The 26,637-nt window shown below is 72.7% G+C and carries 17 protein-coding genes and 1 pseudogene; 10 read left to right on the top strand and 8 right to left on the bottom strand.

Features of this window, described 5'->3' with window-relative positions; all coding sequences use genetic code 11:
• Positions 1 to 104: 104 nt before the first annotated feature.
• The 4 genes from MTDSW087_RS21515 (at position 105) to MTDSW087_RS21495 (ending at position 3,777) form a co-directional block, all read left to right on the top strand.
• Positions 105 to 1,307 carry a lytic murein transglycosylase gene (locus MTDSW087_RS21515; RefSeq protein WP_144766934.1) on the top strand — a complete coding sequence of 401 codons (1,203 nt, stop codon included), beginning with the start codon at positions 105 to 107 and terminating at the stop codon, positions 1,305 to 1,307.
• Between the two features lie 144 nt (positions 1,308 to 1,451).
• Positions 1,452 to 2,738, top strand: coding sequence for an oxalate/formate MFS antiporter (oxlT, locus tag MTDSW087_RS21510; protein WP_144766933.1), 1,287 nt, complete (start codon positions 1,452 to 1,454; stop codon positions 2,736 to 2,738).
• A gap of 76 nt (positions 2,739 to 2,814) precedes the next feature.
• Entirely contained in the window at positions 2,815 to 3,009 is a 195-nt protein-coding gene (locus MTDSW087_RS21505) for a hypothetical protein (protein WP_144766932.1), read from the top strand.
• A gap of 408 nt (positions 3,010 to 3,417) precedes the next feature.
• On the top strand, positions 3,418 to 3,777 hold the full coding sequence (locus MTDSW087_RS21495; protein WP_144766930.1) for a hypothetical protein: 360 nt from the start codon (positions 3,418 to 3,420) through the stop codon (positions 3,775 to 3,777).
• A 116-nt stretch (positions 3,778 to 3,893) separates the two neighbouring features.
• On the opposite strand, the gene MTDSW087_RS21490 is transcribed toward MTDSW087_RS21495, so the two are convergent.
• Positions 3,894 to 4,928, bottom strand: coding sequence for a substrate-binding domain-containing protein (locus MTDSW087_RS21490; RefSeq protein WP_186383944.1), 1,035 nt, complete (start codon positions 4,926 to 4,928; stop codon positions 3,894 to 3,896).
• A gap of 104 nt (positions 4,929 to 5,032) precedes the next feature.
• On the opposite strand from MTDSW087_RS21490, the gene MTDSW087_RS21485 reads away from it, so the two are divergent.
• From MTDSW087_RS21485 to MTDSW087_RS21475, 3 genes are all read left to right on the top strand, one after another.
• Positions 5,033 to 5,752, top strand: a complete 720-nt coding sequence (locus MTDSW087_RS21485) for a recombinase family protein (protein WP_144766928.1) — start codon at positions 5,033 to 5,035, stop codon at positions 5,750 to 5,752.
• A gap of 141 nt (positions 5,753 to 5,893) precedes the next feature.
• Positions 5,894 to 6,088, top strand: coding sequence for a hypothetical protein (locus tag MTDSW087_RS21480; protein WP_144766927.1), 195 nt, complete (start codon positions 5,894 to 5,896; stop codon positions 6,086 to 6,088).
• A gap of 139 nt (positions 6,089 to 6,227) precedes the next feature.
• Entirely contained in the window at positions 6,228 to 7,544 is a 1,317-nt protein-coding gene (locus tag MTDSW087_RS21475) for an MFS transporter (RefSeq protein ID WP_144766926.1), read from the top strand.
• Positions 7,545 to 7,563: 19 nt separating this feature from the next.
• On the opposite strand, the gene MTDSW087_RS21470 is transcribed toward MTDSW087_RS21475, so the two are convergent.
• On the bottom strand, positions 7,564 to 7,875 hold the full coding sequence (locus MTDSW087_RS21470) for a hypothetical protein (RefSeq protein WP_144766925.1): 312 nt from the start codon (positions 7,873 to 7,875) through the stop codon (positions 7,564 to 7,566).
• 401 nt (positions 7,876 to 8,276) lie between these two features.
• Here MTDSW087_RS21470 and MTDSW087_RS21465 point away from each other — a divergent pair, with 401 nt between their 5' ends.
• Both MTDSW087_RS21465 and MTDSW087_RS21460 read left to right on the top strand, forming a co-directional pair.
• Positions 8,277 to 9,893: a thiamine pyrophosphate-binding protein gene (locus MTDSW087_RS21465; protein WP_144766924.1), complete on the top strand. Its 1,617-nt coding sequence runs from the start codon at positions 8,277 to 8,279 to the stop codon at positions 9,891 to 9,893.
• Between the two features lie 96 nt (positions 9,894 to 9,989).
• Positions 9,990 to 10,994 carry an ABC transporter substrate-binding protein gene (locus MTDSW087_RS21460; RefSeq protein WP_144766923.1) on the top strand — a complete coding sequence of 335 codons (1,005 nt, stop codon included), beginning with the start codon at positions 9,990 to 9,992 and terminating at the stop codon, positions 10,992 to 10,994.
• A 31-nt stretch (positions 10,995 to 11,025) separates the two neighbouring features.
• Here MTDSW087_RS21460 and MTDSW087_RS21455 read toward each other — a convergent pair whose 3' ends face one another.
• From MTDSW087_RS21455 to MTDSW087_RS21445, 3 genes are read right to left on the bottom strand one after another with little or no spacing between them, the layout of a single operon-like run.
• Entirely contained in the window at positions 11,026 to 11,844 is an 819-nt protein-coding gene (locus tag MTDSW087_RS21455; protein ID WP_144766922.1) for a helix-turn-helix domain-containing protein, read from the bottom strand.
• A gap of 51 nt (positions 11,845 to 11,895) precedes the next feature.
• Entirely contained in the window at positions 11,896 to 12,519 is a 624-nt protein-coding gene (locus tag MTDSW087_RS21450; protein WP_144766921.1) for a class GN sortase, read from the bottom strand.
• A gap of 11 nt (positions 12,520 to 12,530) precedes the next feature.
• Positions 12,531 to 14,681 (bottom strand): marine proteobacterial sortase target protein, encoded by a 2,151-nt coding sequence (locus tag MTDSW087_RS21445; RefSeq protein ID WP_144766920.1) that lies wholly within the window; start codon positions 14,679 to 14,681, stop codon positions 12,531 to 12,533.
• A gap of 327 nt (positions 14,682 to 15,008) precedes the next feature.
• Here MTDSW087_RS21445 and MTDSW087_RS31250 point away from each other — a divergent pair, with 327 nt between their 5' ends.
• Positions 15,009 to 15,143, top strand: a complete 135-nt coding sequence (locus MTDSW087_RS31250) for a hypothetical protein (protein WP_280525284.1) — start codon at positions 15,009 to 15,011, stop codon at positions 15,141 to 15,143.
• Between the two features lie 320 nt (positions 15,144 to 15,463).
• On the opposite strand, the gene MTDSW087_RS21440 is transcribed toward MTDSW087_RS31250, so the two are convergent.
• The 3 genes and pseudogenes from MTDSW087_RS21440 to MTDSW087_RS30945 form a co-directional block, all read right to left on the bottom strand.
• Complete coding sequence (locus tag MTDSW087_RS21440; protein WP_144766919.1) at positions 15,464 to 18,682, bottom strand: autotransporter domain-containing protein; 3,219 nt, start codon at positions 18,680 to 18,682, stop codon at positions 15,464 to 15,466.
• Positions 18,683 to 19,284: 602 nt separating this feature from the next.
• Complete coding sequence (locus MTDSW087_RS21435; RefSeq protein WP_144766918.1) at positions 19,285 to 25,584, bottom strand: autotransporter outer membrane beta-barrel domain-containing protein; 6,300 nt, start codon at positions 25,582 to 25,584, stop codon at positions 19,285 to 19,287.
• A gap of 770 nt (positions 25,585 to 26,354) precedes the next feature.
• A pseudogene (locus tag MTDSW087_RS30945) lies at positions 26,355 to 26,637 on the bottom strand (hypothetical protein); the annotation flags it as partial.

Here is a 26,637-nt window from a genome sequence, read left to right as displayed (position 1 = left end):
TCCAGGGCTCCGCCCTGGACCCGCCAAAGGGATGATCCCTTTGGAATCCCGGATTCGGGACGCGTGCTATAGGCCCCCGCATCGTGGGTGAGGCGGGGACGGGCATGCGCGGCACACGGGCTCTTCTGATCGGCGCGGCGCTCGTCGCGTCGCCCGCGGCGCAGGCCGAGGGGCAGCCCTTCGGCCTCTGCCTGCTCGACATCGCGGAGGCCGCGCAGGCCCGCGGCGTCCCGCAGCCGCTGCTGGGCGAGCAGCTCCTCGGCCTCGCCCCCGACCCCCAGGTGCTCGCCGCCACGCAGAACCAGGCGGAGTTCGTCCGGCCGGTCTGGGCCTATCTCGATGCGGGGATCGGCGAGGCGCGCGTCGCGGAGGGGCGCCGGCGGCTCGAGGCGCTGGGCCCCCTGCTCGACGGGATCGAGGCGCGGACCGGCGTCGACCGCTTCACCCTGGTGGCCTTCTGGGGCGTCGAGTCGAGCTACGGCGCCGTCCTCGACGATTCCAGCATCGTGCGCCCGGCCCTGCGGTCGCTCGCGACGCTCGCCTGCGGCGATCCCGGCCGCGCCCCCTACTGGCGGGACGAGCTGGTCGCCACCCTGCAGATCCTCGCCCGCGGCGAGGTCGCGCCCGAGCGGCTCACCGGCTCCTGGGCCGGGGCGCTGGGCCACACCCAGTTCATGCCGAGCGTCTTCCTCGCCCATGCCGTGGACGGGGACGGCGATGGCCGGCGCGACCTCTGGTCGGCCCCCGACGCGCTCGCCTCGACGGGCAACTACCTCGCGGCGATGGGCTGGTGGCGGGGCGAGCGCTGGGGCGCGGAGGCCGCGCTGCCCGAGGGCTTCGACTACGCGCTCGCCGACGAGACCACCGAGCGCAGCCTCGCCGAATGGGCGGCGCTCGGCGTGCGGCCCCTGCGCGCGGCGCCCGGCCCCGAGACGGCGCGGGCGAGCCTGCTCCTGCCGGCCGGCGCCCGCGGGCCGGCCTTCCTCGTCCTGCCGAACTTCCGCACCATCCTGCGCTACAACAATGCGCTGGCCTACGCGCTGACGGTGGGGCATCTCTCCGACCGCCTGCGCGGCGAGCCCGGCCTCGCCCGGGACTGGCCGCGCGCCGACCGCGTGCTCACGACCTCCGAGCGGCGCGAGCTGCAGACGCTGCTGGCGCAGCGCGGCCATCCGGCCGGCACGGCGGACGGCAAGGTCGGCCCGCGCACCCGTGCGGCAATTCGCGCCTACCAGGCCGCCGGCGGCCTGCCGGCGGACGGCTACGCCGACGCCGCCCTGCTGGAGCGCCTGCGCGCCGCTCCCTGAATCCGCTCCATCCCGGACACGCTGTTACGAGCCAGCGTGCGATTTAATCCGTGGTATATTGCACACCTAGAAAAATTTTGCATGATGGCGCGACTCGGCGGGCAAGCCGGGCCTTCGAAAAAGCCTTCGAGCAAGGAAGCAGGGATGGAACGCCACGACCCGCCTGCCGCCAAGTGGTGGCAACTCGCCTTCGGAATTCTCTGCATGGCGATGATCGCCAACCTGCAGTACGGCTGGACGCTGTTCGTCGATCCAATCGACGCCAAGCATCACTGGGGTCGCGCCGCGATCCAGTTCGCCTTCACCCTGTTCGTCGCGACCGAGACCTGGCTCGTGCCGATCGAGGCCTGGTTCGTGGACCGCTACGGCCCGCGCATCGTGGTCTGCTTCGGCGGCGTGATGATCGCGCTCGCCTGGGTGCTCAACTCCTACGCCGACAGCCTCACCCTGCTCTACGTCGCGGCCGTGATCGGCGGCATCGGCGCGGGCTCGGTCTACGGCACCTGCGTCGGCAACGCCCTCAAGTGGTTCCCCGACCGCCGCGGCCTCGCCGCCGGTGCCACCGCCGCGGGCTTCGGCGCGGGCGCCGCCGTCACGGTGGTGCCGATCGCCAAGCTGATCGCGACCAGCGGCTACGAGACCGCCTTCCTGTATTTCGGCCTCGGCCAGGGCGCGATCGTGGTGCTGATGTCCTTCCTGCTGCGCAAGCCCGGCATCTCCGCGCCGGTCAAGCGCAAGGTGCTGAACCTGCCCCAGTCCAAGGTCGACCGCACCCCGCGCGAGGCCGTGCGCACCCCGGTCTTCTGGGTGATGTACGCGATGTTCGTGATGGTCGCCTCCGGCGGCCTGATGGCGGCGGCGCAGATCGCCCCGATCGCCCACGACTTCAAGGTCGCCGACGTGCCGGTCTCGCTGTTCGGCCTGCAGATGGCGGCGCTGACGCTGGCGATCTCGCTGGACCGCATCTTCGACGGCTTCGGCCGGCCGTTCTTCGGCTTCGTCTCGGACAAGATCGGCCGTGAGAAGACGATGTTCATCGCCTTCAGCACCGCCGCCTTCGCCGTGATCCTGCTGCTCGGCTACGGCCGCAACCCGATGGTCTTCGTGTTCGCCACGGCGATCTATTTCGGGGTGTTCGGCGAGATCTACTCGCTGTTCCCGGCCACCTGCGGCGACACGTTCGGCTCGAAGTTCGCGGCGAGCAATGCGGGTCTCCTCTACACCGCCAAGGGCACGGCCGCGATGCTGGTGCCGCTCGGCAGCATGGTCTCGGCCGCCTATGGCTGGACCGCGGTGTTCGGGCTGATCATCGGCCTCAACGTCGCCGCCGCCGCGCTCGCCATGTTCGTGCTGCGCCCGATGCGCCTGCGCTACCTCGCCGGGGGCGCGCAGGAGGAGGCCCTGGTCGCCCGCCCGGCCGGGATCGCCTGAGGCGCGGATCACCGTCCGGTCCTCTCGCGGCGGCGCCCTCCCCGGCGCCGCCGCTCTCGTCTTCGCGAGGCCGTCCATGAACATCGCCGCCGCGCTGGCCCTGCAGAGCATCCCCTTCGCTGGGCTGGCGATCGCTGTCAGCGAACGGCGCGAGCTCCTTCTCGTCTCCTATGTCGGCGCCCTCGGGATCCTGCTCTCGGTCATCGCCATGATCGACGACTATCACGGCTTCTCGGAGGTCTTCGGCCTGGCCGTGGACGCGCTGCAGTAAGGGGCCGTTCGAGCGCGACGCAGCGATCCGGCGTGGAGCCGCTGCCATCCCACCCACCCCCTCATCCTGAGGCGCCGGAGCGAAGCGGAGGCCTCGAAGGAGGCCTCCAGCAAGCACCGAGATCCCTGGAGACCTCCTTCGAGGCCCGGCGCCTCACGCCGCGCACCTCAGGATGGGGTCGAGGAGGGGATGAGCCACCCGAAGCCGGGCCGGCCCACGTATGGTTGCATTCCATCCGCTGTGCCGGCCCCGCTTCGGCACGGCCGGCACAGGCGCTGCGGCAACCACAGGCAGTCCCGCGCCGCATCCGTCCCGTTGCAGGACAATCTGAAGCTGATTTCAGCGTCGCCGGCTTGGCACGGACTTAGCTCCCCGGAAACCATTGTCCGGACTGTCCGAGGTTGTCCCGTGCAGACGATTCCCCTCGCCCCCGCGACCGTATCCGTCCCGCTGCCGGAGCCCGACCCGTTCGAGGCGCGGCTCGACCGGCTGCGGGGCGCGACGGGCCGCCGCCGGACATCCGAGGCGCGTAAGGGTGGCCTGCGCCTCGGCTGGAAGACCTGGCTCGCGATCGACACGTCCTGCCTCGTCCTGTTCCTCGCGGCGATCGTGGTCTGGCCGCCGCTCAGCGCCTGCCGGGCGAAGGCCTACCATGTCGGGCTCTATGCCGGCGACACGGTGGAGAAATGCACCCGCCGCGGCGTGGCCGAGCGCCTCGACCGGGCGGACCAGCGCGTCAAGATGCTGGTCCGCGGCTCGGGCCGCTGAACCATGGATTTCATACGCCATCCGGGTGATCCCTTCGGGATGGCGGATGTCGTCTTCGCTCAGGCGCCGCGCGGGCTTGCCGAGACCGCGTCCGGTCCGATCAACCGGACGCGGTATCAGCCGGTCGAGGCCGCGCCGGGCAGCCGGTAGCCCGCGGTGCGGCCCGCCCGCGCCGTCAGGTCGGCGGCGAGGTCGTCGAGGATGTCCGCCCCGAGGGAGCGGCTTGCGGCGAGGTAGTAGACCTCCCAGCCGACCGGCACGAAGTCGAGGCCGAGCCGCTCGGCGGCGGCGCGCGCGCCGAGCCCGGCATCGGCCTCGCCGCAGGCGATCACCGCCGCCACGGCCTGATGCGTGAACTCCTCGATGCCGTAGCCCCGGACCGCCGTCGGCGGGATGGCGGCGGCGTCCAGCAGCCGGTCGAACCACAGGCGCGTGCCGGAGCCCTTCTGCCGGTTGACGTAGCGCACCTGCCCGGAGGCGAGGTCGGCGACGCCCTGGATGCCCAGCGGGTTGCCGGGCGCCAGGATCAGCCCCTGCTCGCGCTCGAAGACCGGCCGGAGGACGAGGCCCTCCCCCGCCCGGAGCGTCGCGAAGGGCGGGCCGGCGGCCTCGGGCGCGAGCAAGCCGCAATGGAACCCCGCCAGGTCGGCCTGCCCCGCCAGCAGCCGCCGCGCGGCCTCGCTGCTGCCCAGCACGCTCAGCTCGCAGCCGGTCCGCTCCGCCACGGCCTCGACCAGCAGCGGATCGTGGCTGCCAACGACCCGGAGCGGGGCCGCCTCCCCGCTCACCAGGCGCGTCAGCCGATGCTCCAGCGCGCGCGCCTCGCGGTCGAGCGCCCCGTCGAGGCTGCGCCGGGCCTCGGAGAGGGCGTCCGCCAGCGCCCGTCCCGCCTCGGTCAGGGCGCTGCCATGGCCGCGGACCTTGCGCACCAGCGGCTGCCCGAGCGCCGCCTCGAAGGCCTGAAGGCGCGCCCACGCGGTGCGGTAGGACAGGCCGAGCGCGTCCGCGAGCCCCTGGACCGAGCCCGTGCGCTCGATCGCGTCGAGGGTCGCGATCAGGTCGGGCAGGTCGAGCCGCCCGGCGCCGATTACGACGCTCCCGCCGAGGCCGAGGGCGACCCGCACCCTGCGCTCATCGGCAATTGGATTCATATTGAAGCGTTCGAAACTGTCATTCAAAACGAAACTCGCAGACCGGAGGAGGAGCGGCAAGCCCGGCGCGCCGCGGCGAGCAGGGCGCAGGCAGCGCGATGCGTATGAGTCAGGTTCAGTTCGTCTCCTACATCAACCTCGACGCGGCCGAGCCCGCGACGCTCGCCGACGCGCTGGCGACCCAGCGCGCCGCCGCTGCCGCCCATCTCGCGCGCTGCGGCGGCCACCTCGTCGCGGAATTCCGGGAGATCCGGCTCGACGGGTTCGAGCCGGCGCGGACCGAGCTGCGCAAGGCGCTCGACCTCTGCCAGCGCCAGGGGGCGACGCTCCTCGTGGCGCGGCTGGAGCGGCTGGCCCGGGACCCCGCCTTCCTCGCGGAGCTGCGCCGCGACCTCGAACGCCTGGGCCTGCGCTTCGCCGCGGCGGACATGCCGGAGGCGAGCGAGGTCACCCTCGGCCTCATGGCCGTCCTCGCCGCGGTCGACGGCGCTCCGGCCGCGAGCGCGGAGCGCCTCGCGCGCAAGCGGGACTATTTCGCCCGCGTCATCGACCGGCAGCGCCGGGACGCCGTGGAGCCCGGGCAGGCCCGGCACCGTCCCGCTGCCCCGGCCAGGGCCCGGCATAACCGGCCCTGCATGCGGCGCACGATGGAGCGCGCCCTGAGCGTCGCGCCGGTCCTGGCGGAGATCCGGGCCGCGGGCGCGACCACGTTCGAGGAGGTGGCGCATGCCCTGAACGAGCTCGGCGTCCCGAGCGCGCGGGGCGTCCGCTGGTATCCGTCGCAGGTCCGGCAGGTGGAGAAGCGGATCGCCTCCGTCGCCTGATACCGCGCGGCGCCTGAGCGAAGACGACATCCGCCATCCCGAAGGGATCGGCCGGATGTCTATGAGATGCGGCTCACGGTTCCCTCGGCCCGGAGGGACCGCGACCCCGATCGATCCGCCGGGCCCGGTGCCGCCGCTGCGATGCCAGAGCTTACCGACAAGGCGGACCGACCTCCCTTCACCCTGACGGTCTCGCCGGCCTTCCGCCCGGCCGGCTGGTATTCCTGGCTGATCTGCCGGGACGGACGCCCCTACCAGCGCGGCGAGCGCTCCTTTCCCACCGAGCAGAAGGCCCGCGCCGACGGCGCCGCCGCGATTGATCGGCTGCTGCGATAGGGCGCTCTTCACCGGAACGGTGGTCCGGTCCTGCCGGATCGGGCGTTTCCGCAGCCGCCGGTTCCCGCTAAAGCTGCCGCGCTTCCTGGGCGCCCCCGGCTCTCGGGCGAGCACGGCAAGGGGCACGATGGGACGCGGCATGACGGGCGCGGTGACCTCCCTGGACGCGGCCCTCTCCGCGATCGGGACCGGCCGGTTCCAGTACCGGCTGCTCGGGATCTTCGGGCTGGTCTGGGCGGCGGACGCGATGCAGGTGCTGGCGGTCGGCTTCGCCGCGCCGACGCTCGCCGCGGAGTTCGGGATCCCGGTCGCGCAGGCGGTGCAGGTCGGCACGGCCTTCTTCTTCGGCATGATGCTCGGGGCCTGGGGCTTCGGGCGCCTCGCCGACCGCTACGGCCGGCGCCGGATCCTGATCGTCACGGTGCTGGCGGACGCGGTCTTCGGCCTGCTCTCGGCGCTGGCGCCGGGGCTCGCGAGCCTCGTCGCGCTGCGCTTCCTCACGGGCGTCGCGGTCGGGGGCACGCTCCCGGTCGACTACGCGGCGATGGCCGAGTTCCTGCCCGCCGACCGGCGCGGGCGCTGGCTCGTCGCCCTCGAAGGGTTCTGGGCGGCGGGCACCCTCGCCCTGGCGCTCGCGAGCGTCGCGGCGGCGGCCTGGGCCGGCCCGGCGGCGTGGCGCTGGATCTTCGCGGCCACCGCCGCGCCCGCCCTCGTCGGCGTGACCCTGCGGCTCTGGGTGCCGGAGACCCCCTACCATCTCTGGCGCACCGGCCGGCTCGGCGCGGCGGAGGCGGTGCTCGCCCGCATGGCGGCGGTGAACGGCCGGGCCTTCACGGCGCGGCTCGCGGCCGATCCGGGCGCCGGGGGAGCGCGCGGAAGCCTGTTCGCGCCGGGCCTGCGGCGGACCTCGGCGCTGGTCCTGGCGGCCTGGCTTCTCGTGGCGATGGCCTATTACGGGCTGTTCGTCTGGCTGCCCGCGCAGCTCTCCGCCGCGGGCCACGGCTTCCTGCGGGGCCAGGGCTTCCTGGTGCTCGTGGCGCTGGCGCAGATCCCCGGCTACGCGCTTGCCGCCTACGGGGTCGAGCGCTGGGGGCGGCGGCCCACGCTGATCGGCTTCCTGCTCGGGGCGGCCGGGGGCTGCTTCCTCTACGTGGCGACCGCCGATCCCCTGGTGATCTCGGCGGCGACGCTGCTCATGAGCTTCGCCATGCTGGGCGCCTGGGGGGCGCTCTACGCCTTCACCCCCGAACTCTACCCCACCGCCCTGCGGGCGAGCGGGATGGGGGCGGCGGGGGCGCTCGCCCGCCTCGGGGCGCTGCTCGCGCCCTCCGGCATCGGGCTCGTCGTCGCCGCGAGCTTCGAGGCGGCGATCGCGCTGTTCGCCGTCCTCCTGGTGCTCGCGGCCGCTGCGGTCCTGGCGATCCGCGCGGAGACGCGGGGCGCGCCGCTCACCTGAGGCGGCCCCGCCCGTCCGCTCAGCAGCTCAGGCGGCGCCCCTCGCGGCGGCCGAAGGTGCGGTAATGCGCGAGGCCCGATTCCATCTGGCCGTTCACGATGGCGCGACGGACGTCCGGGTTGCAGCGCAGGTACTCGCGCTCGTCGAAGGCGTAGTCGCCGCGGTTCCGGTAGCGCGGACGATCCTCGTCGTCGTCGCGGCGGCGGTAGTCGCGCGGGTCGCCGCGGTCCCGGTAGCCGTAGTCGCGCTCGCCGTAATATTGCGCGGCCGCGGGGCTCAGCGCGCCTGCCAGGCTCAGGCCGAGCACCGCGATCGTGGTGAGGGTCTTCATTGTCGGACTTCCTTCCGTTCCGGGGCCTAACATGCCGCGCGAGCCGCGCTTCGCAAGGGGGCATCCGCAAGGGGGAACAGCTTCTCGGCGGCCATGCTGAACGGGATCGGCGGCCTGTCCGTGGCGGATACGTAGAGGCGCCGCGCAGCGGGCCGGCGCCGATACGGCAACCGCGGGCGCGGACTCGATCCGAGGTCGGCGCAGGGCTCCCGAAGGCGGCGGCCCGGGTCCGGGGACAGGGCGGGCCGTTCCGATTCTTCGAAGTCCAGATTGAGAAATATTGAACTCGATCCGAATCGTCTTGCGATCTGCTTCATTTGCAAGCTCTATCGACCGCTGAGCCGAGGGGCGGGATCGGGGGCGCGGATCGCCCATCCCGGCCTTACCTCACAGGGACACAGATGGATTCCTTTCGCGGGGCCGACATCGTTGCACGCACCCTGGAGGCGCTCGGCGTCAGCCGCGTCTTCACCCTGTCCGGCAACCACGTCATGCCCGTCTTCGATGCCCTCCTGGAGACGGGCATCGCGATCGTCCATGTCCGCCAGGAGGCGGCCTGCGTCCACATGGCCGATGCCTGGGGCCGGCTGTCGGGCGAGGTCGGCGTCGCCCTGGTGACGGGCGGCCAGGGGCATTCGAACGGCGCGGCGGCGCTGTTCACGGCGCTCGCCGCGGAATCGCCGGTCCTGCTGCTCTCGGGCCACGCGCCTTTGAGCGAGCTCGGCCGCGGCGCCTTCCAGGAGATGGATCAGGCCGCCATCGCCCGGCCGATGACCAAGGCGTCCTGGACGGCGACGGCGGCCGCCACCCTGGGCTCCGATCTCGCCCGCGCCTTCCGCCTCGCCCGCGAGGGCCGGCCGGGGCCCGTCCATCTCAGCCTGCCCGTGGACCTCTTGGAGGCGCGCCTGCCGGCCGGCAGCGTGCGGATCTCAGGGCCCGAGGCCGCCCGCATCCGCGTGGCGGAGCCCGAGGCCGCCCTCGTCGACGACCTGCTGCGGCATCTCGCGGGGGCCGAGCGCCCGCTCGTCGCCTGCGGGCCGGCCCTCTGCGACGGGCCCGGGCGGGCCGCCATGGCCGCGGCGGCCGAGCGGCTCGGCCTGCCGGTGATCGGCATGGAGAGCCCGCGCGGCATCAACGATCCGAGCCTCGGTTGCCTCTCGGAGATCCTCGGCCGGGCCGACCTCCTCGTTCTGGTCGGCAAGCCCCTCGACTTCACCCTGAAGTTCGGGACGGCCCTGGCGCCGGATTGCCGCCTCGCCCTGGTCGACCCGGACCCCGCCTTGATCGCCCGCGCCCCGGCGGAGCGGCTCGTGGCCTCGGGGATCGCGGATCCGCGCCCCACGCTGGCCGCCCTGGCGGAGCGCGGCGGCGTGCACCCGAACGCGGCCTGGGCCCGCGAGGCCCGGGAGGCCCTCGCCTACCGGCCGCCCGCCTGGGCGGAACGCGCGGGCGGTCCCGGCCGCCTGCACCCGGTGGAGCTGTGCCGCGGCGTCGACGCCTTCCTGGCGGACCATCCGGAGGCGACGCTGATCTGCGACGGCGGCGAGATCGGGCAATGGCCGCAGGCGCTGGTCCGGGCCGGGCGACGCCTCGTCAACGGGGTCTCGGGCACGATCGGCGCCTCGATCCCCTTCGCCATCGCCGCGCAGATGGAGCGGCCGGGGGCGCCGGTGGTGGCGGTGCTCGGCGACGGCACCTTCGGCTTCCACATGGCCGAGTTCGACACCGCCCTGCGCTACGGCGTGCCGATCATCGCGGTGGTCGGCAACGATGCCCGCTGGAACGCCGAGCACCAGATCCAGCTGCGCAGCTACGGGGCGGAGCGGGCGCGCCACTGCGACCTGCTGCCGACCCGCTACGACGCGGTCGTGGAGGCGCTCGGCGGGTTCGGGGCGCTGGTCACGCGCGCCGAGGATCTCGGGCCGGCGCTCGCGGTGGCGCGGGCGAGCGGCAAGCCCGCCTGCATCAACGTGATGATCGAGAGCGTGCCGGCCCCCGCGATCCGCCGGCCGGCCTGATCCTTCTCCAGGCATGGTCCGCTCCGGCGCCGGTGCCCGCGCGGAGCGGAAGCCGGCTCGCCCGGCCCTCGACCGCGCGGCGCCAGGGAGGGTGGAATGCGGAGACGGGATGTCCTGGCGGGCGCCGCGGCGGCGTGGGTCGCGGGAATGGGCCGCTCGGTGGCCGAGGCGGGCAGCGTGCGCATCGCCCGCCAGCCGAGCCTCGGCCATCTGCCCCTGATGCTGATGGAGGAGCAGGGCCTCCTGCAGAAGGCCGCCGCCGCACGCGGGATCCCCGGGCTCCAGGCGCAGTACGTCACCCTGGCGGGCGGAGCGGCGATGAACGACGCGCTGCTCTCCGGGCAGATCCAGTTCGCCGCGGGCGGCGTGCCGCCCCTCGTCCTGCTCTGGTCGAAGACGGCCGGGACGCGGCTCGCCGTGAAGGGCGTGGCCGCGATGAACAGCATGCCGCTCCTGATGAACACCAACAATCCGAAGGTGCACCGGCTCGCCGACTTCACCGACCGGGACAAGATCGCGCTGCCCGCCGTCAAGGTCTCGGTCCAGGCGATGTTCCTGCAGATGGCCGCGGAGAAGGAGCTCGGCGAGGCGCGCCGCAACGAGCTCGACCGGCTCACCGTCACGCTCTCGCATCCGGACGGCATGGCCGCGCTGCTCGCCGGCAACGAGATCACGGCGCATTTCACCGCGGCGCCGATCCAGGAGCTGGAGCTGCGCCGCCCCGGCATCCGCACGGTGCTCAACACCTTCGACATCCTCGGCGAGCCGTCGACCTTCAACGTGGTCTGGGCCTCCACCGCCTTCGCGGAGGCCAATCCGCAGCTCTACGCGGCCTTCACGGCGGCGCTCGACGAGGCGGTGGCGGCGATCGACGCCGACAGGAAGGCCGCGGCGCAGGCCTATGTCCGCCTCGCCCGCGATTCCAGCGATGCCGGGCTGATCGGCGAGATCCTGTCGGACCCGCAGGTCAGCTTCACCACGACGCCGCGGGCGATCGGGCGATATGCGGACTTCATGGCGCGCACGGGCGCGATCCGCCGCGGCGCGGAGAGCTGGAAGGAGCTGTTCTTCGCCAACGTCCACGACAAGGCCGGGAGCTGACGAGGCGCGCCCCGCCCGCCGCGGCCCGGCCTCACGCCTCCGGGGCGCAGCCGGGGAAGACCGCGAAGCCGTCCGCCCGCACCCGCTCGAGGATGCGCCGGTAGGCCGGCTCGCAGGCCATGCCGGCCGCGATGCGGCCGTATTGCAGGTCCGGCAGGTCCAGGGCGGGGGCCGCCCGCTCCGGCACCAGGGCGATGGGCGTCGCGGCCGGCGTGAGCTGCGCGCCGCGGCCCGAGAACAGCGTCGTCAGGATGCCGAACATCTCGCCCTGGATCGTCGGCCGGCCGAGCATGGCCAGGCGGTACTGCCCCTGGAAGTTGGTGACGAGATAGATCTGGCCCGACTGGTTGGGCACCGAGACGGTGCCGGACTGGGCGAAGGGCGCGTCGAGCCGCTCCGCCTCCCGGAACACCAGCCGGGCGCTCTCGGCGTCCCAGGCGATCTCCGTCCGGTAGGCGAAGATCGCCCCGGCCTGCCCGAAGGAGGGCCTGAGCGTGAGGTAGCGGCCTTCGAGGAAGGCCACGGCCTCGCGGGTATAGGAGCCGAAGGCTTCCGGGGCGTGGCGGGGCAGGGCCGGGGCCGCCGCAGGCCGCGGGGCCGGCAGCCGCAGGGGCAGCGCCAGCGCCTCCTCCAGGCGGATCGTGGTGGCGAGGGTGAAGGAGCGGCGGCCGGACAGGGCCTTCTCCAGGGTCGAGATGCTGATGCGCGCCGCATCGGCCAGCGCCTGCCGGGACATGCGGCGGCGGGCCAGCTCCTCGCGCACCGCCTCCGCGATGGCGCGGCTCTGCGCGTCGGGCAGCTCGGTCTCGGGGGGCTCGACCGGCGGGGGATGGGTCTCGGACAGCGGCATCGTTGCGGATTCCGGACGGATCCGCACAGAACCGCACGGCATTCGGGCGCGTCAAGGCTCGGCCGTTCGGCTGTCCTCGGCGATCGCCTCCACGAGGAGGCGGTCGGGCCCCGGCGCGAGCGCGTCGAGCGGCCAGCAGGTGGCGAGGACGAGCCGCCGCCCCGGCGCGTCGGCGTCGAGGCCGGAGGCGTCCCAGCGCGCGATCCGGCGTCCGGTGACGCGGAAGCGGATCGTCCGGCCGTCCCGGCGCCGGACCTCGACGGAATCGCCGGGGGCGAGGCGGCCGAGGCTGCGGAATTGGGTGTCGCGATGGGCGGCATAGACCGCCGTGCCGGGCTCGCCCGCCTCCGGCGTGCCCTCCACATGGCCGGGCCCGAAGGCCAGGGCCTGCCCGCTCGATCCGGCCAGCGCCACGTAGGATTCGCCGAGCCCCGGGAAGGCGATGCGGGCGACCGGCACCGTGTCGGCCCAGGGCCAGGGACGGCTGGGCGCGCCCGCGGCGAGCGTCCGGGCGAAGGCGCGCTCCAGGAGCGCCTGCGCCAGGGCGGCCTTGGCGGGGATCCAGGCCCCCTGCGCCAGCAGGACGAGGCCGCCCGCGGCCAAGAAGAGGGCCGGGAGTGCCGGGAGGGCGGCGAGCCCTGCCCGGCCGGAGCGCCGGCTCGGCAAGCCCGGCATCCGGGGCGTCCTCACGGCGCGACCCGGCGGCGGCGGGCCTGCAGGAGCAGGCCGAGGCCGAGGAGGATCGCCCCGACGAGCACACGGATCTCGAAATCCGTCGCCGTCTGCGGCAGGGCGACCTCCCGGGACGCGTCCCGGGCCGGGATCAGCTCGGCGCGGCGCTCGCGCGGGGCCGGGGCGAGGCCGGGCGCCTGCGGAGCCTCGCCGTCGCGCCCGAACACCGCCTCGAAGTCCCAGCCGGCGGGCAGGTTGAGCGGCAGGTCGGTGCGGGCGAGGCGTGCCCCTTGCGGCCGCCGCGGCGTGGCATCCACGGCGACCAGGGCGGTCAGGCGCGTCGTCAAGCCGTGGTCGAGGGCGAGCCGCAGGATCTCGGCATCGGCGGCCGCCGGCTCCATCGCGCCGGTGAGGCGCGCGGTCTCGGCGTCCCCGATCTTCGCCCGTGCCCAGACCTTGCCGATGCCGGTGCCCTCCGCGGCCTCGTCCAGGCGCAGCACCACCCGCCAGGGCTCGCCCCCGATCCGGCCGGCGAGGGTCAGCGTCCCCCGCGCCGCGCGCATCCGCGCCGCGACGGTCACCGGCTCGCCGCGATAGAGGTCCGGCATCTGCGCCGGGGTGGCCTCGGCGGCCTCCGAGAAGGTCGCGCTCAGGTCGGTGACGACGGGGCTCTCGAGCTTGAGGAGCAGCTCGCGCATGCGGTCGGCGACCTGGTCGGCCGAGCCGATCAGGGTGAAGCTGCCGCGGCCGAGCTCGGCCGCGTGGCGCATCAGATGGCCGTTCGGGGCGGAGCCGATCCCGACCATGAACAGCCGCGTGCGCCCGCGCCCGGCCGCGATGGCGGCGAAGATCTGCGCCTCGTTGCCGATGGCGCCGTCGGTGAGGAACACGACCTGCCGCAGGCGGCCGGTCTCCTCGGGGCGGCCGTCCCGCAGCGCGGCCTGGAGCGGTGCCAGCATCTCGGTGCCGCCGCGCGCCTCGAGCCCGGCCACGAAGCGCTTGGCATGCGCCAGATGCGCCTCGTCGGCCGCCACGAGGTCGGGGAAGACCGTCTCCATCGTGTCGTCGAAGCGGATCACGTTGAAGCGGTCGCCTGGGCGCAGCCGGTCGAGGCCGACGAGCAGGCTCGCCCTGGCCTGCCGGATCGAGGTGCCGCCCATCGAGCCCGAATTGTCGATGACGAAGACGACGTCGCGCGGCATCGGCGCCTGCGCGATCGCCGCTGACGGCGGCGTCACCACGGCGAGCACGGTCTCGGCCCCCGCCACGCGCTCGCGGAACAGCCCGATCGCGGGGCGCGTGCCGGGCGCGGGCGTCCAGGTCAGCTCGAAATCCCGGTCGGCCGCGGTGGCGCCGTCGCGCAGGGCGATGCGGCGCTCGCTCTCCGAGGGGGCCTCGACCCGGATCGCGTGGGTGGCGCTGTGCACGGAGCCGATGGCGAAGCCGGGTTTGAGGTCGATGGAGAGGGTCAGCGGGTTGACCGGGGCGCTGCGCGCCGGGTCGAGCACCGGCGCCGCGATCCGTCGGCGGTCGGGGACGGGATCGGGCGCGGCCGGGCCTTCCGCGGCGGACTGGATCGCCGGCGGGGCCGGGCTGTAGCGCGGCGCCGCGACGGTCGGCAGGCGCAGGGAATAGGTGTCGCCCGATTGCCGGACCGTCTGCTGGTAGGCGATCTGGACCAGCACGGTCTCGCCGGGGCCGATATTGGCGACGGCATTGGTGAACAGGTTGGGCCGCTGCTGCTCGGTCAGCGCCGCGGCCTTGCCCTCGGCCTTGGCCGCTTCATAGGCGCGCTGGGCCGCCCGCCGCTCGCGGATGTCGGCGACGATCACGCGGTCGCCGACCACGAGCTTCATCGAATCGACCGCGGCATCCTCCGGCAGCGGGAAGAGGTAGGTGCCCTCGACCCAGTCCGCCGTGGTGTTGCGGAAGGCCTGGGTGATGGTGGCCCGCGCGGTGGGCCCGCTGACCGCGATGGCGGCGTCGGCGGCGAGGCGCGGCGCCTCGACCGGCTGATCGCCCGCGTGGCGCAGGAGCAGCGTGCCGCCCCCCGCTTCGAGGGCTCTCGCCGGGGGCGCTCCGGCGAAGAGCGCGAGGAGCGCCGCGACGAGCGGGCCGATGAGGAGGTTGCGGGGCAGCGGGTCGGAGATGGAGCGCCTTTGCATGGGGAGCCTCGTCGGGTCTGCGCCGGCTCGGGACCGGCCGACAGAGGCTCGCGCGGGCCGACCTCGGCCGCCACGGGAAGCTTCGCCCACCTTCCGGCCGCTCCCGCACCGGGGCTCCGCCTCGGGTGCGCGAAACGGCGACGGCGCGTCCGGATGGTGAGGTCCTGTCCGGATCCGTGCGCAAGGGCGTGCGGAAATCAGTTTTCCACGGGTCGGCCTCTGGACGAAGGCTCATCGAGCACGGAATAATGCTCCGGCTGCCGCCTTCCGAGGCGTACAGACACAACGTTGCATCAAGCAGCGGCCAAATGACCTGGGAGGATCAGCGTGCAGAGCACCTGGATGACCGTGGTGGAGATCGCTGCCGCGCGGCGGCTCACGCTCGCCGAAGCACAGAAACTCGTCGACGAGCTGAGATGCCCGAAGCTGTTTCGGGCGCAGGGGACGCTCTACCTGCTCTGAGGCTCCCCTTCGCGCGCGCCGGCCGGGCGACGCCCCGGCAGCGGACCGGAAGCCAGGCCTCCGGCCCGCCGGCCACGCGATGGATCTGAGGGGCGTCACCACCGCGCAGCGAAGCCGAAAGCTTTGCCGGGGCGTTCGGGTTCATTCCGGCTGCCGGTAGGGTTGAGCGGGCGTTAACGCCGATGCGGCGGATGGCGGAGGGCGCGCCCGGCCGCCGGCCTCGCCGAGGCCTTGTCGGAAGCGAGCCCCGCCGGGCTCGTCCGAAATCATGATGGTCCGCCGGGATGCCCCGGCGGAACCGATGTGACATGTGACCGCCCTTACCAGGCGTAGCGCAGGCCGCCCGCGAAGATGTGGGCGGTGGCGTTGGAGCCGACGGCCGCCTCGTAGCGCGTGAACACCTGCAGGTTGGCCTTCTGCGCCGTGAGGCCGGCGCTGATCACGCCGGTGTCGCGGCCGATGCCGGCGAAGGTGGTGGTGAAGGGGGCGCCGGGGGCCCCGATCAGCGACGCCGTCACCAGCGAGAGCGTGTCGCCGACATTGCGGTAGTAGCGCGCCCGCAGCTCGGGGCTGATCAGCACGCCGTCCCGCAGGAAGGCCGTGCTCAGCCGCACGCCGACCGAGGGCTGCACGATGTCGTGCGTCTCGCTCCGCACGGCGAGGCCGGCCGAGCCCGCGCTCCGCTCGGCGAAGCCGTCGCGGCTCAGCCGGTACCAGTCGAGGCCGAGGCTCGGCTCGGCGTAGAGGGCGCCGAACTGGTAGCGCGTGCCGAGCTTGACCGCCCCGCTGAAGTCGTTGCCGCCGAAGGTGCCGACCGCGGTGCGGGCCAGGTCGCCGAAGACCAGGCTGCGCGCCGTCCGGTTCTCGGTGGCGGTGTAGGCCGCCACCGCGTCCACGAAGACCGGGCCGAGATCGAGCGAGCCGTAGACGGAGCCCTGGTAGGCGCTGGCCCAGCTGCGGTTCAGGCCGGAGACGCCGTTGGTCGTCCCGTCGGCATAGCCGAAGCTGACGCCGAGCAGGGCGCCGTCGAGCCGCTTGTCGGCGCCCACCAGGATGCCGGCATGGGTGAGGTCGAAGCCGTTGCGGCCGCCGATCCGGCCGGGGCCGCCGAGCGCCCGCGCCCAGAGGGACAATTCGCCCGCATCCGGGGCGCCGGCCGCCGGCGCGGTCCGGGTGAGGCCGGAGGCCGCGGCGCGCAGGGCCGGGCCGGTGCCGGTCTGGTCGAGGGCCGTCCACGAGCCTTCGAGGCCGATGCCCGGCTGCACGTCGACGCGCCCGACGCGGCGGTCCGCCATGCGGTCCTCGAGGGCGCGCACGAACTGCCCGCGCTGCACGGCATCGGCGGTGGTCGTGTTGGCGATCGCCTCGCCCGACAGGGCCTGCAGGGCCAGCGCGCCGGCCGCATCCGTCTCGGTGCGGTCGAGGGCGAAGAACACCGTGTCGAGATCGCCCTGCGGCTCCAGCAGGTAGGAGCGGTTCAGGTGCCGGGCGACCGCGCGCTGGTTGGCCGTCACCGCCGGCGCCGCGAAGTCGCGGTTGAAGGTCATCGAGACGGAGTTCGCCCCGTAGCTCAGGGTCTCGGTCAGGAACGGGTTCAGGTCGATCACCTGCCCGAACTGCCCGCTCGTGGTCCCCTTGCTCGACGCGAAGGTGAAGGTCTGGTTGGTGATCTTGTCGGTCGGGTCGAAGGCGAGGTCGATCCCGCCGCCGACGGTGAGGTTGCCGTTGACCCGCAGGGCGTCGAAGCGGTTGGTGTCGACCTCCATCAGGATGCGGCCGTTGCCGGTCTGCTCGTAATTGCCGTCGATGGTCAGCGTGCCGATCGAGTTGCCGGGCGACAGCGTGCCCTCGTTCTTGACCGTGCCGATGATCGTGCCCGATCCGCCGAGCACCGCGCCCTTCGCCACGGTGAGCTCGGTCGTCCGGTAGGTCGAGGCCGTGTTGACCTTCAGCGTGCCTTCCTGGACCGCGGTCAGCGCGCGGGCATCGGTGACGTTCGAGCGGATGTCGAGGGTGCCGAGACCGGTCTTGGCGAGGTCGCCGCTGCCCGAGATCGTGTTGTCGCGCAGCGTCAGCATCGTCCCCGCCTCGGTCCGGAAGGTCGCGCCGAACTTCGAGCCGCCGATCTCGCCCGTCGAGACCGAGGCGTTGAGCGCGATGTCGCGGTCCATCGTGAAGGTCTGCGTGGTGTTCAGCGTGCCGCCCTGGAGGGTCAGCAGGCCGGCCCGCGCGCCGAGATTGGCATCGGCGCCGATGCGGATGGTGCCGTTGTCGATGCGGGTGCCGCCGGCATAGCTGTTCAGGCCGGCGAGCGTCAGCACCGACTCGCCGCTCTTGATCAGGCTGCCCGTGCCGGTGATCTGGCCCGCGAAGGTGCGGTCGCGGATCTCGATATTGGCCACGTAGGGCCGCACGAGCTCGGCCGTGTCCCCCGCCTCCAGCAGGTCGGTCTTCCAGGCGTAGTCGGCGATCATGGCATGCGCCTTGGTCGTCGGGTGGAACTCGTCCCAGAACAGGTAGTCGCCGACATTCGAGGCCGAACAGGCGCCGACATATTTGCCCGTCGTGGCGTTCACGCAGTTGTCGGTCGCATTCTTGAACCCGAACGAGCCTGGACGCGCCTGGACCTCCTTCAGGAGGGCAGCCGCATCGACAACCACGAGACGTTCGGAGCGCTTGTTGGAATCGAACTGATCTTGAATTTGATACAGTCTTTCTTTGACCTGCCGATTGGTGTTGGTAATTTCCTTGGTGAGAGCATCAGCAAAATCGGCGTGAGACTGCGCGATCTTGGGCGTCGTTCCGATGTTCGGTATGGTGTTGACGTAATATGTCGCGCCATTCTGCGCGATGTCGCTGCGGCTTCGGACGGCCTCGCTGAGCCGGACGATCTCACCGGGTATGCTGGAAAGCAGCGTCTGGGAGGCTTTCGCGAGATTCACATCTTTCGGATCTTTTCCCGAATTTGTGAAAGCCGTATCCTCGACCTCCTGACGGTAGTTGTTCCCGCCTATCCAAAGAGTAAAAAGAGGTTTTTTACCAAAATTCGAAGCGTCGTTCTTATAATCCTTGGAGTCGAAAAACAGGAACCCGCCCTTCTTCGTGATCGTACTGATCAAATCGTCGTTTTGCTCGTTAACCTTCGGGATTAGCCCTGCAACGAAATTATTGACGTTGTACCCTGCCGTAGCGCCGCCCCAGGCGAGATTCCGATCCTTTTTATAAGGCCCGGCACCATTGGTGTCGTTCAGATACTCGACCCAGACTTTGCCGTTGGAGAAACGACCGTCAAGGTACTCCGGACCGACCGGCACGACGTCCGAGCTGCCACCAGAGGTGATTCCAAGTCCGAATAAGCCCTTTGCGAAATCTTTGGTATTTTGCACCGACTGGGTCCGGGCATAGGTCCGTCCCGTATCCGACAGGCTATCGCCGAGATTCCAGATCGTGCTGTATCGGCTTTCCGCCAGAGCCGTGCTCGACAGCAAACCTGCGAGCAGCGTGCCGAGGCAGAGGGTGCGGGCCCTGTTGACCAACATGGGGATCGTATCCGGTTGAGGCGATGATGGCCGAATTCACTGCGGCTGAGCGATTGCGATCGCTGTCGGGCAGTGAATTCTGTGTTTTGGATATGATCAGAAACATAGTTAACAGATCGTAAACACTTGGCTCTCGGTCGTAAATCCAGTGCGTTCCTGGGGCTCTTATGCAACACATCGGCTCGAACGCCTCGGCCGATGATCGGCGGCGACGGCTCCATGAAAGCTTTCCGGATACTCGAATAGCCGTCTCATCTGTACGGCCGGGAGGAAAGACCGGTGGGTCGAGATCGAGTGCGCCGCCATAATGCGGCAGCAGGCTTCGAGATCTGATCTATGCTATACGGTCCGAACGGAAGGTCCCGCCAGCGGGTTGAGCGCAGGATCTCTTCGGAAACACAGTTTCCCTGCGCGGCGGCTGCGTCGGGATACAGCATCGGCCGCGCCGGCGGCCGGGCGGAGCCACGAGAGGATTGATGGGGCCGCATTGTCCTTCGCGGAACCGACGACCCTGTCCGCGGACACGGCTCGATCCGCGCCATCCGGCGGCGCGCCTCCGCCCTGTAGGGCGGCGCGGGCCGGGGCCCGCGCCGTCACAGGGTTCAGAACCGGACCGACAGGCGCGCCGTGCCGAGATGCGACAGGAACCGGTCGCCGACATGGGCCTGGTACTCGCCCGTCAGCTCGACGCCGCCGCCGAGGCCGATCTGGAGGCCGAGCCCCGCCTCGCCGAGCTTGTCCGGAATGCGCGAGCCGGTCGCGAACAGGCCGAGCCCGCCGCTGCCCTGGAAGCTCGCGAGCCCCGTGAAGTGGTCGTCGGACAGGAGCGTCACGCCCAGCGTGCCGTAGGGCCGCAGCCAGCGCCCGCCATCGAGGTCGAAGCGGCCGCCGATCTCGACGTTGGGGCTGAGCGCCAGCAGGGTCTTGCTCATGGCCCGCACGTCGAGGTTCAGCCCCGGCGCACCGAACTCGGAATAGGCCGGGCTGTGGGAGTAGAGCAGGTCGAGATCGAGGTAGGGCTTCACGTACCAGTCGCCGAACAGGATCTGGTAGCTCGCCCGCAGGCGCCCGCCCGCCGTCAGCACCTCCGACTTGGCTCGCGCCAGCGCGTTGCCGCCGCCGATATCGATCGCGCGCAGGTTGCTCTGCCACGCGTAGCCGAGATTGGCCGAGGCGGCGAACAGCCAGGGGCCGACCTGATGCTTGAGCGCCACCGAGACGTCCGCGGCATCGCTCGCCGTGCCGGTGATCCGGTCGGAATCGTTCTGGTAGGCGCGGGTATAGGCGCCCGACAGGCCGAAGAACCAGTCCGGCGCGAACTCCACCTGGCTGCCGGCCTGGTAGCTCAGGGCGTTCTGGCGGTAGCCGCCCTCGCCCGGCGAGGAGAACAGGCTCGTCCGGGCCGCCGTGATGCGGCCCCAGACGCACTCGCCCTCGCGCAGCAGGGTGCCGGTGCCCTCGAAGGCCGGGCAGCTCATGGCCCGCTTCAGCCCGGCCCGGGTGTCGAGGGTGCGCCCGGTCAGCACGTACTGGCTCGATTCCTGGCCCAGCTCGTCGAGGGCCGCGGCGTAGCCCTTCTTGCTGTCGACCGACAGGAAGCGGGAGAACAGGCCGGCCTCGCCGATCGACCGGTCGTTCCAGAGCGTCTGCAGGGCTTCGGCCGCGGATTTCTGGTCGCCGCTCAGGCTCATCCCGAGGGGAGAGACGAAGTTGGCGGTCGGGCTCAGGGCGAGGCTGTTGCCCGCGCGCAGGATCGTCCACGACACCGGCACCGAGCCCGACTGGATCGTCGTGGCGGCGGCGGCGGCATCGGCGCTGCCGATGCTGCCCGCCGTCAGGAAGGTGTACTGCCCGGGCAGAAGGCCGCCGATGACGTTGGGCTGCACGGTGCCGCCGAGCCAGGCCATGCCGCTCACCGTCAGCAGGTCGGCGCGCAGGCCGCCATCCGGGGCGAGCGGCGCGACGTCGACCAGCAGCCGGCCGCGGCTGGTCTGCAGGAAGCTGCCGGTGAGGTCGGTGCGGGCGACGGTGCCGACGCCGCCGATGTCGAGGGTGGCGTAGTTCTTGACCCAGCCCGCGGCGCCGACATCGATCACGCCGCCCTGCCGCGTGCGCAGGATCGCCGCGCCATAGCCGTCCGGCCCGTTCGAGACGGTGCTCGTCCGCCCCGGGATGGCGGTCAGGCTGATGTCGCCGATCAGGACGCCGCGGTTGACGACGTCGACGGGGTTGATCGTCCCGACGACCGCGCGACCGGACAGGGCGCTGACCACGGCCCGCTCGTCGATCAGGATCCGGTTGTCGAAGGCGCCGCCCTCCAGGCGGATCGCGGCGCCGGCGCCGCTGCCGCCGGTGACGGTGCCCCGCACGGTGACGGCGATGGTGCCGCCCGCGCGGGTCGGGTCGAGGCTGCCGTCGCGGCCCTGGACGCCGCTCTGCGCGAAGATCGCGTTCGCATCCTTGCCCGAGGCGGTGATCGACCCGGCGCTCTCGATGGTGATCGTCCCGCCGGAGCCGATGGAGGCGGTGCGGGATTTCAGCGGGTCGGGCGCCTTGACCAGCTGGCCGGAGGCGAGGGTCGTGTCGGAGAGGTCCACGATCAGGCCGCCGCCGCCGCCGAGGCTCTGGGCCAGGATGCCGTGGGCGAGGCTGCCGCTCGTGCGGATCGCGGCACCCTCCTTGAGGGTGACGGCGATGGTGCCGCCATCGCCCTTCGAGCCCTCGTCGAGCAGGAAGGGAACGGCGTAGCCCATCACCTGATGCGCGCCGGCATAGCCGCCGCCGCCGCCGATCGATTGCAGCAGCAGGGCGGTCGCCGCGTCGCCTGAGGTGGTCACCCGCGCGCCCGCCGAGAGGGTCACGCCCACCGTGCCGCCCTGGCCGGCCGCGCCGCCCGAGCCGCCGATCCCGAACGTGTAGGCGTCGCCGCCGGGGCCGGCGGCGGCGGCCGCCATGCCGCCGCCGCCGCCGACGCTCTGGGCCAGGATGCCGATGGCGCCGAAGCCGCCGGTGGTCACCGTGCCGCCCTGGGTCACCGTGACGGCGCCGCCATTGCCGGCCGCCTCGCCGGAGCCGCCCAGGGTCAGGCTGCCGGATTTCTTCGGCGCGCCCTCGGCCGTGCCCTGCTCGGGGATCTTCTCGATGCCGAGCGCTGCCAGCAGCGCGCTGGCGAGGTCCTTGGCGTCGCTCTCGGATTTGGCCTTGTCGGACGTGGCCTTTGCCGCCTGCGCGGCGTCGGTCTGGGCGGCATCCGTCTTGGTCTCCTTGGCGACCGGCAGCAGGAAGGTGCCGCCGCCGCCGCCGACGCTCTGCGCCACGATGCCGTGGGCCTCGCCGCCGGCGGTGACGATCGCGCCGGTGTTCACGACAGAGACCTCGCCGCCCCGGCCACCCGTGCCGCCATTGCCGCCGACATTGAGGGTCAGCGTCAGGCTGTCCGTCGTGCCGCTGCCGGTGGTCGTCGCGGCCACGCCGCTGCCGCCGCCGCCGCCGACGCTCTGGCCGAAGAGGCCGTAGGCCATGTCGCCCTGCGTCGCGACGCTGCCCCCGTTGACGATCGCGACCCTGCCGCCCGCGTTGCCGTCGCCGCCCGTGCCGCCGAGGACCGCCCGGACATTCGTGGCGTTGGTGGCGGTGGCGAAGGCCAGGCCGCCCTGGCCGCCGCCGCCGCCGACGCTCTGGGCGAAGACGCCGTGGGCCGTGGCCCCGAGCGTCGTGACGGCGCCGTCATTCGTGACGCTGACCGCGCCGCCCGTGCCGCCGCTGCCGCCGTCGCCGCCGAGGCTCAGGGTCGCCGCGACGTCCGGCAGCTTGACGCTGCCCTTCTTCTGGGCGGCCAGATAGTCCGACGCGCTCTGGCCGTAGGATTGCAGCATCTTGCCGAACTCGGAATTCTTGAGCTTCTCGGCAAGCGCCTTGTACCGGTCGCTCTCCTTGATGTCCTTCAGGAACTGCTCGAGGGCCTCCTTGCTCTCGGCGTTCTTCTTGTCCTTCGCCCATTCCTCGTAGGCGGTGACGCCGATCGCCTGCCTGATCTGGGCCCAGATCGCGCCGACGGCGTCAGGCGTCGCCGCCTTGCGCGCCGCGACGCTGCCGCCGCTGCCGCCGCCGCCGCCGATGCTCTGCGCGACGATGCCGTGCGCGCCGTCGCCCCAGGTCTCGATCGTGCCCGCCGCGGCATTGGTGACGGTGACGCCGCCGCCGGTATTGCCGGTGCCGCCTGTGCCGCCGAGGGTGAGTGTGACGGCGAGCTTGCCCTGGGCCGCGCCCTGGACGTCACCGCCGGTTCCGCCGCCGCCGCCGATGCTCTGGGCGAGGATGCCGGCCGCGTCGGAGCCGCCGGTCCGCACGGCGCCGGCATTGGTCACGGTGACGGCCTGCCCCTTGCCGCCGCCCCCGCCCTGGCCGCCGATGGTCCGGGTCACCGTCAGCGCATCGGCGATCGGGAGCTTGCCGACGAGATCGTTCAGGGTCTTGTCGAAGGAGAGGCCGGGCGCGGCGAGCCCCGTGGCGCTGCCGCCATTGCCGCCGCCGCCGCCGATGCTCTGGGCCAGGATGCCGTGGGCGAAGCCGCCGCCGGTCACGACCGTGCCGAGATTGCCGACGTCGATCGTGCCGCCGTCGCCGCCGCCGCCGCCCTTGCCGCCCACGGCCTGCGTGGCGACGATGTTCTGGTGGAGGCTGAGGGCGTTGCTCGTCGCGTTCGCCTTGCCGGCATTGCCGCCGCCGCCGCCGATGCTCTCGGCGAGGAGGCCGATCGCCGCGTCGCCGGAGGTCGAGACGGTGCCGCGATTGGTGATCTCGGCCCGGCCGCCGCTGCCGCCGCCGCCGCCCGTCCCGCCGAGGGTGGCGGTGACGCTCACGGCGACCTCGCCGGGCGGCGCGATGGCGAGCGCGTAGGCCAGGGCATCGCCCGCCATGCCGCCGCCGCCGCCGATGCTGACGGCCTGCAGGCCGGTCGCCCCGCCGCCATAGGTGGCGACGCCGCCATCGTTGGTCACCGTGGCGAGGCCGCCCGTGCCGCCCTCCCCGCCCGAGCCGCCGGTCGAGGCCGCCACGGCGATGCTCGGCAGCGTCTTGCCGTTCGGCAGGACGAGCGGCACCGCGACGGCCGTCGCCCGCGCCAGGCCGCCGACACCGCCGCCGCCGCCGATGCTGAGCGCGTCGAGGCCCGTCGCCGCGCGGCCGGTGGTGGTCACGGTGGCGCCGCTCTCGATCCGGGCCTCGCCGCCCCTGCCGCCGCCGCCGCCGCTGCCGCCCACCGCCAGGGCGATCGAGAGGGCCGGACCGCCCGTATCGGCCCTGGCGACGCCGCCGGCCCCGCCGCCGCCGCCGATGCTCTCGGCGAGGATCGCGCTCGCGCCGTCGCCGGAGGTGCCGATGCGTCCGCCCGTCGCCGTCACGTGCACCGTCCCGGCATGTCCGCCGGCACCGCCCCCACCGCCGAGGGCATAAGTGAAGAGCGCGCCCGGCTTGATCGAGGCGCCGCCCACGCCGCCGCCGCCGCCGACGCTCTGCGCCAGGACGCCGTAGGCCTCGGTGCCCGCCGTCTCGATCACGCCGCTCTGCCGCACGGTGACGGCCCCGCCGAGGCCGCCCATCCCGCCGGTTCCTCCGGAGGCGAAGGGCAGGATCCCGCTCTGGCCCCCGCTTCCGCCGCCCTGCCCCGTCTGCGGAGCCGAGGCCTGGAAGGCATCGAGCGCGTTGCCGCCGCCGACGCTCTGCGCCAGGACGCCCACCGAGCTGGTCCCCGACGTCCGGATCGTGCCGGACTGGGTCACCTCCACCGATCCGCCGGGACCGGCGGCGCCACCGTCGCCGCCGCTGCCGAAGGGCGCGCGGCCGCCATCCCCGCCCGGCCCGCCGATCGATTGGGCGATGAGGGCCGCGCTGTAAGGCCCGAGCGTCGCGATGGTGCCGGCCTGCTCCACCTGGACCGCGCCGCCGGCGCCGCCCCGGCCGCCCGTGGATCCGTTGATGCCGGTGGTGTCGCCGCCACCCGCGCCGCCGACGCTCTGGACCAGCGCACCCACCGAAGTCGCGCCCGCGGTGACGATCGCGCCCCGGTTGACGAGCACGGCCCGTCCGCCGGCACCGGCATCGCCGGAGAGGTCGCTGCTCCTCCGCGTGGTCCGCATGCCGCCATCGCCGCCGAGCGATTCGATCACGGCGCCGGGAGCGTAGACCCCCCGGGTCTCGATGCCGCCCGCGGCGCCGACGCTGAGTTCCGCCAGACCGCCCCGGCCGCCCGTCTCCGCCGAGCGCTTCGCCGCGGCGGTGGCTCCGTCGCCCGCCTTGCCGCCCCGGGACTGGACCGCGACGCCGGAGGTGCGGGCCCCGATGGCTGAGACCGGCGCCTGCAGGACGAGGCGGGCCGGACCGCCATCGCCGCCCCGGGCGATGCCGACATTGCCGCCATCACCGCCATTGCCGCCCTGAGAGGCGACGCTGATGAGCGCGAGCCCCGTCTCGCGATCGATGCCGCCGCTCACAGCCCCGGTCTCGGTGAGGGTCACGGCGCCGCCATTGCCGCCGGCACCGCCCGGCCGATCGAAGATCAATCCCTTCGGCGTGGAGCCGCCCCTGCCGCCGACCGACCGTGCCTCGACGGCCGCTCCCCGCATGGCCGCGAGCGCGTCGCCCTGGCTGACCTGCACGTCCGGGCCCTTGCCGCCGCTGCCCGCATCGCTACCCAGGCAGCCGATGAAGAGGGGGCAGTTCTCACCATTGCGGCCGTCGCTGCCGCGCTGCACGAAGGAGCGCGCCGCCTCCTCCGCCCGGGCCGGCCCGCCTTGCGCCGCGGCAAGCGCGCACACGCTCACGCCTGCCAGCAGCGCGAGGGTCCGTCCGAGCCGAGCGGAATCGATCTGCCGGAGATGCCGGGACAGTCGAGGCGAGGTCATCGCAGCAGGGTCCTTGTGATCGTCGTCACAGCGCGTCGATCGCGCCTGCCGAACCGGCCGGTCGTCGCGCGCCGATGGTTTGATGGTGTGGGGTTCATGCCCGCCCGCGCAGCGGAGCCGCTTCCCCGGCGCCGCCAGTCCTCGGGATGAGCGTGCCGTGTCCGAGACCCAGCAAGCCGGCACGAATGCCCGGCCCGTCGATGCCGACGCGATGCGCGGAGGCAGCCGTCGGCCAGTCCGAATGCGGCGGAGCCGAGACGCATGTATATTCAGTCCAGCATGCAAACATTGGCGGCTATCATCGCGTCACACTCGCGTCGCCACCTTGAACTTGGCTGGCGAAAGATCCGGATCCAGCAGCACAGGCGCGCAGGAACAAGCCAGCCGCCGCGCCGAAAGCACTGCGGAGCGTTCTCGATTGTTAACGTTAAGAGGTGGTTAACAATGTTGCTGCGGCGTCCGGAGAGCTGCCATGCCGCCGCTGTTTCCGAGTGTGGCGCTTGGTTTCCGAGGCCGCCTCAGAGCCTGTTCGAGGAGCCTTCGCCGGATGTCCCCGCCTGTCGCCTGTGGAACCGGCAGGTTCGCTTGGCCGAGCGGGAAGGAGGATGATGTCGTGGTGCCGGTGCGGCTGGACCCGGCAGAGGACAGCCACGATCCACCGAGAACAGGAAGCACGCCGGAGCCGGCGGGTTGGCGATAGCGGCCTGAGCGGACGTGACGGCGAGACTGCCGGCGCAGCCGCTTCGAGCTTTGTGTGAGAGCCTGTTTGACTATGCTGGGCAGACTTCGGCTTGGTGATAGGCGCGCAGCAGGCGGTGGCAGTTGGCGATGCTGATAGTGTCCTCGGCCGCCGCGGGGCTCAGCTCCCAGTGGGGCGTCAGGCGACGGGCGGCGTGCTGGATCCTCTCCACCTCCTCGCGCCGGCCGCGCTCGAACCGGTCGAGGGCGGTCGAGACCTCGGCTTCCGCGACCAGCGCCTCGTAGAGGGCGATGGCATCCTCCATCGCGAGCTTGGTGCCGGAGCCGATGGAAAAATGCGCCGTGGCCTTGGCG

It is taken from the genome of Methylobacterium dankookense (genome assembly GCF_902141855.1).
GTDB lineage: Bacteria > Pseudomonadota > Alphaproteobacteria > Rhizobiales > Beijerinckiaceae > Methylobacterium > Methylobacterium dankookense.
The sequence above is the reverse complement of the archived record's forward strand: the minus strand, read 5'-3'. Positions and strand labels throughout refer to the sequence as shown.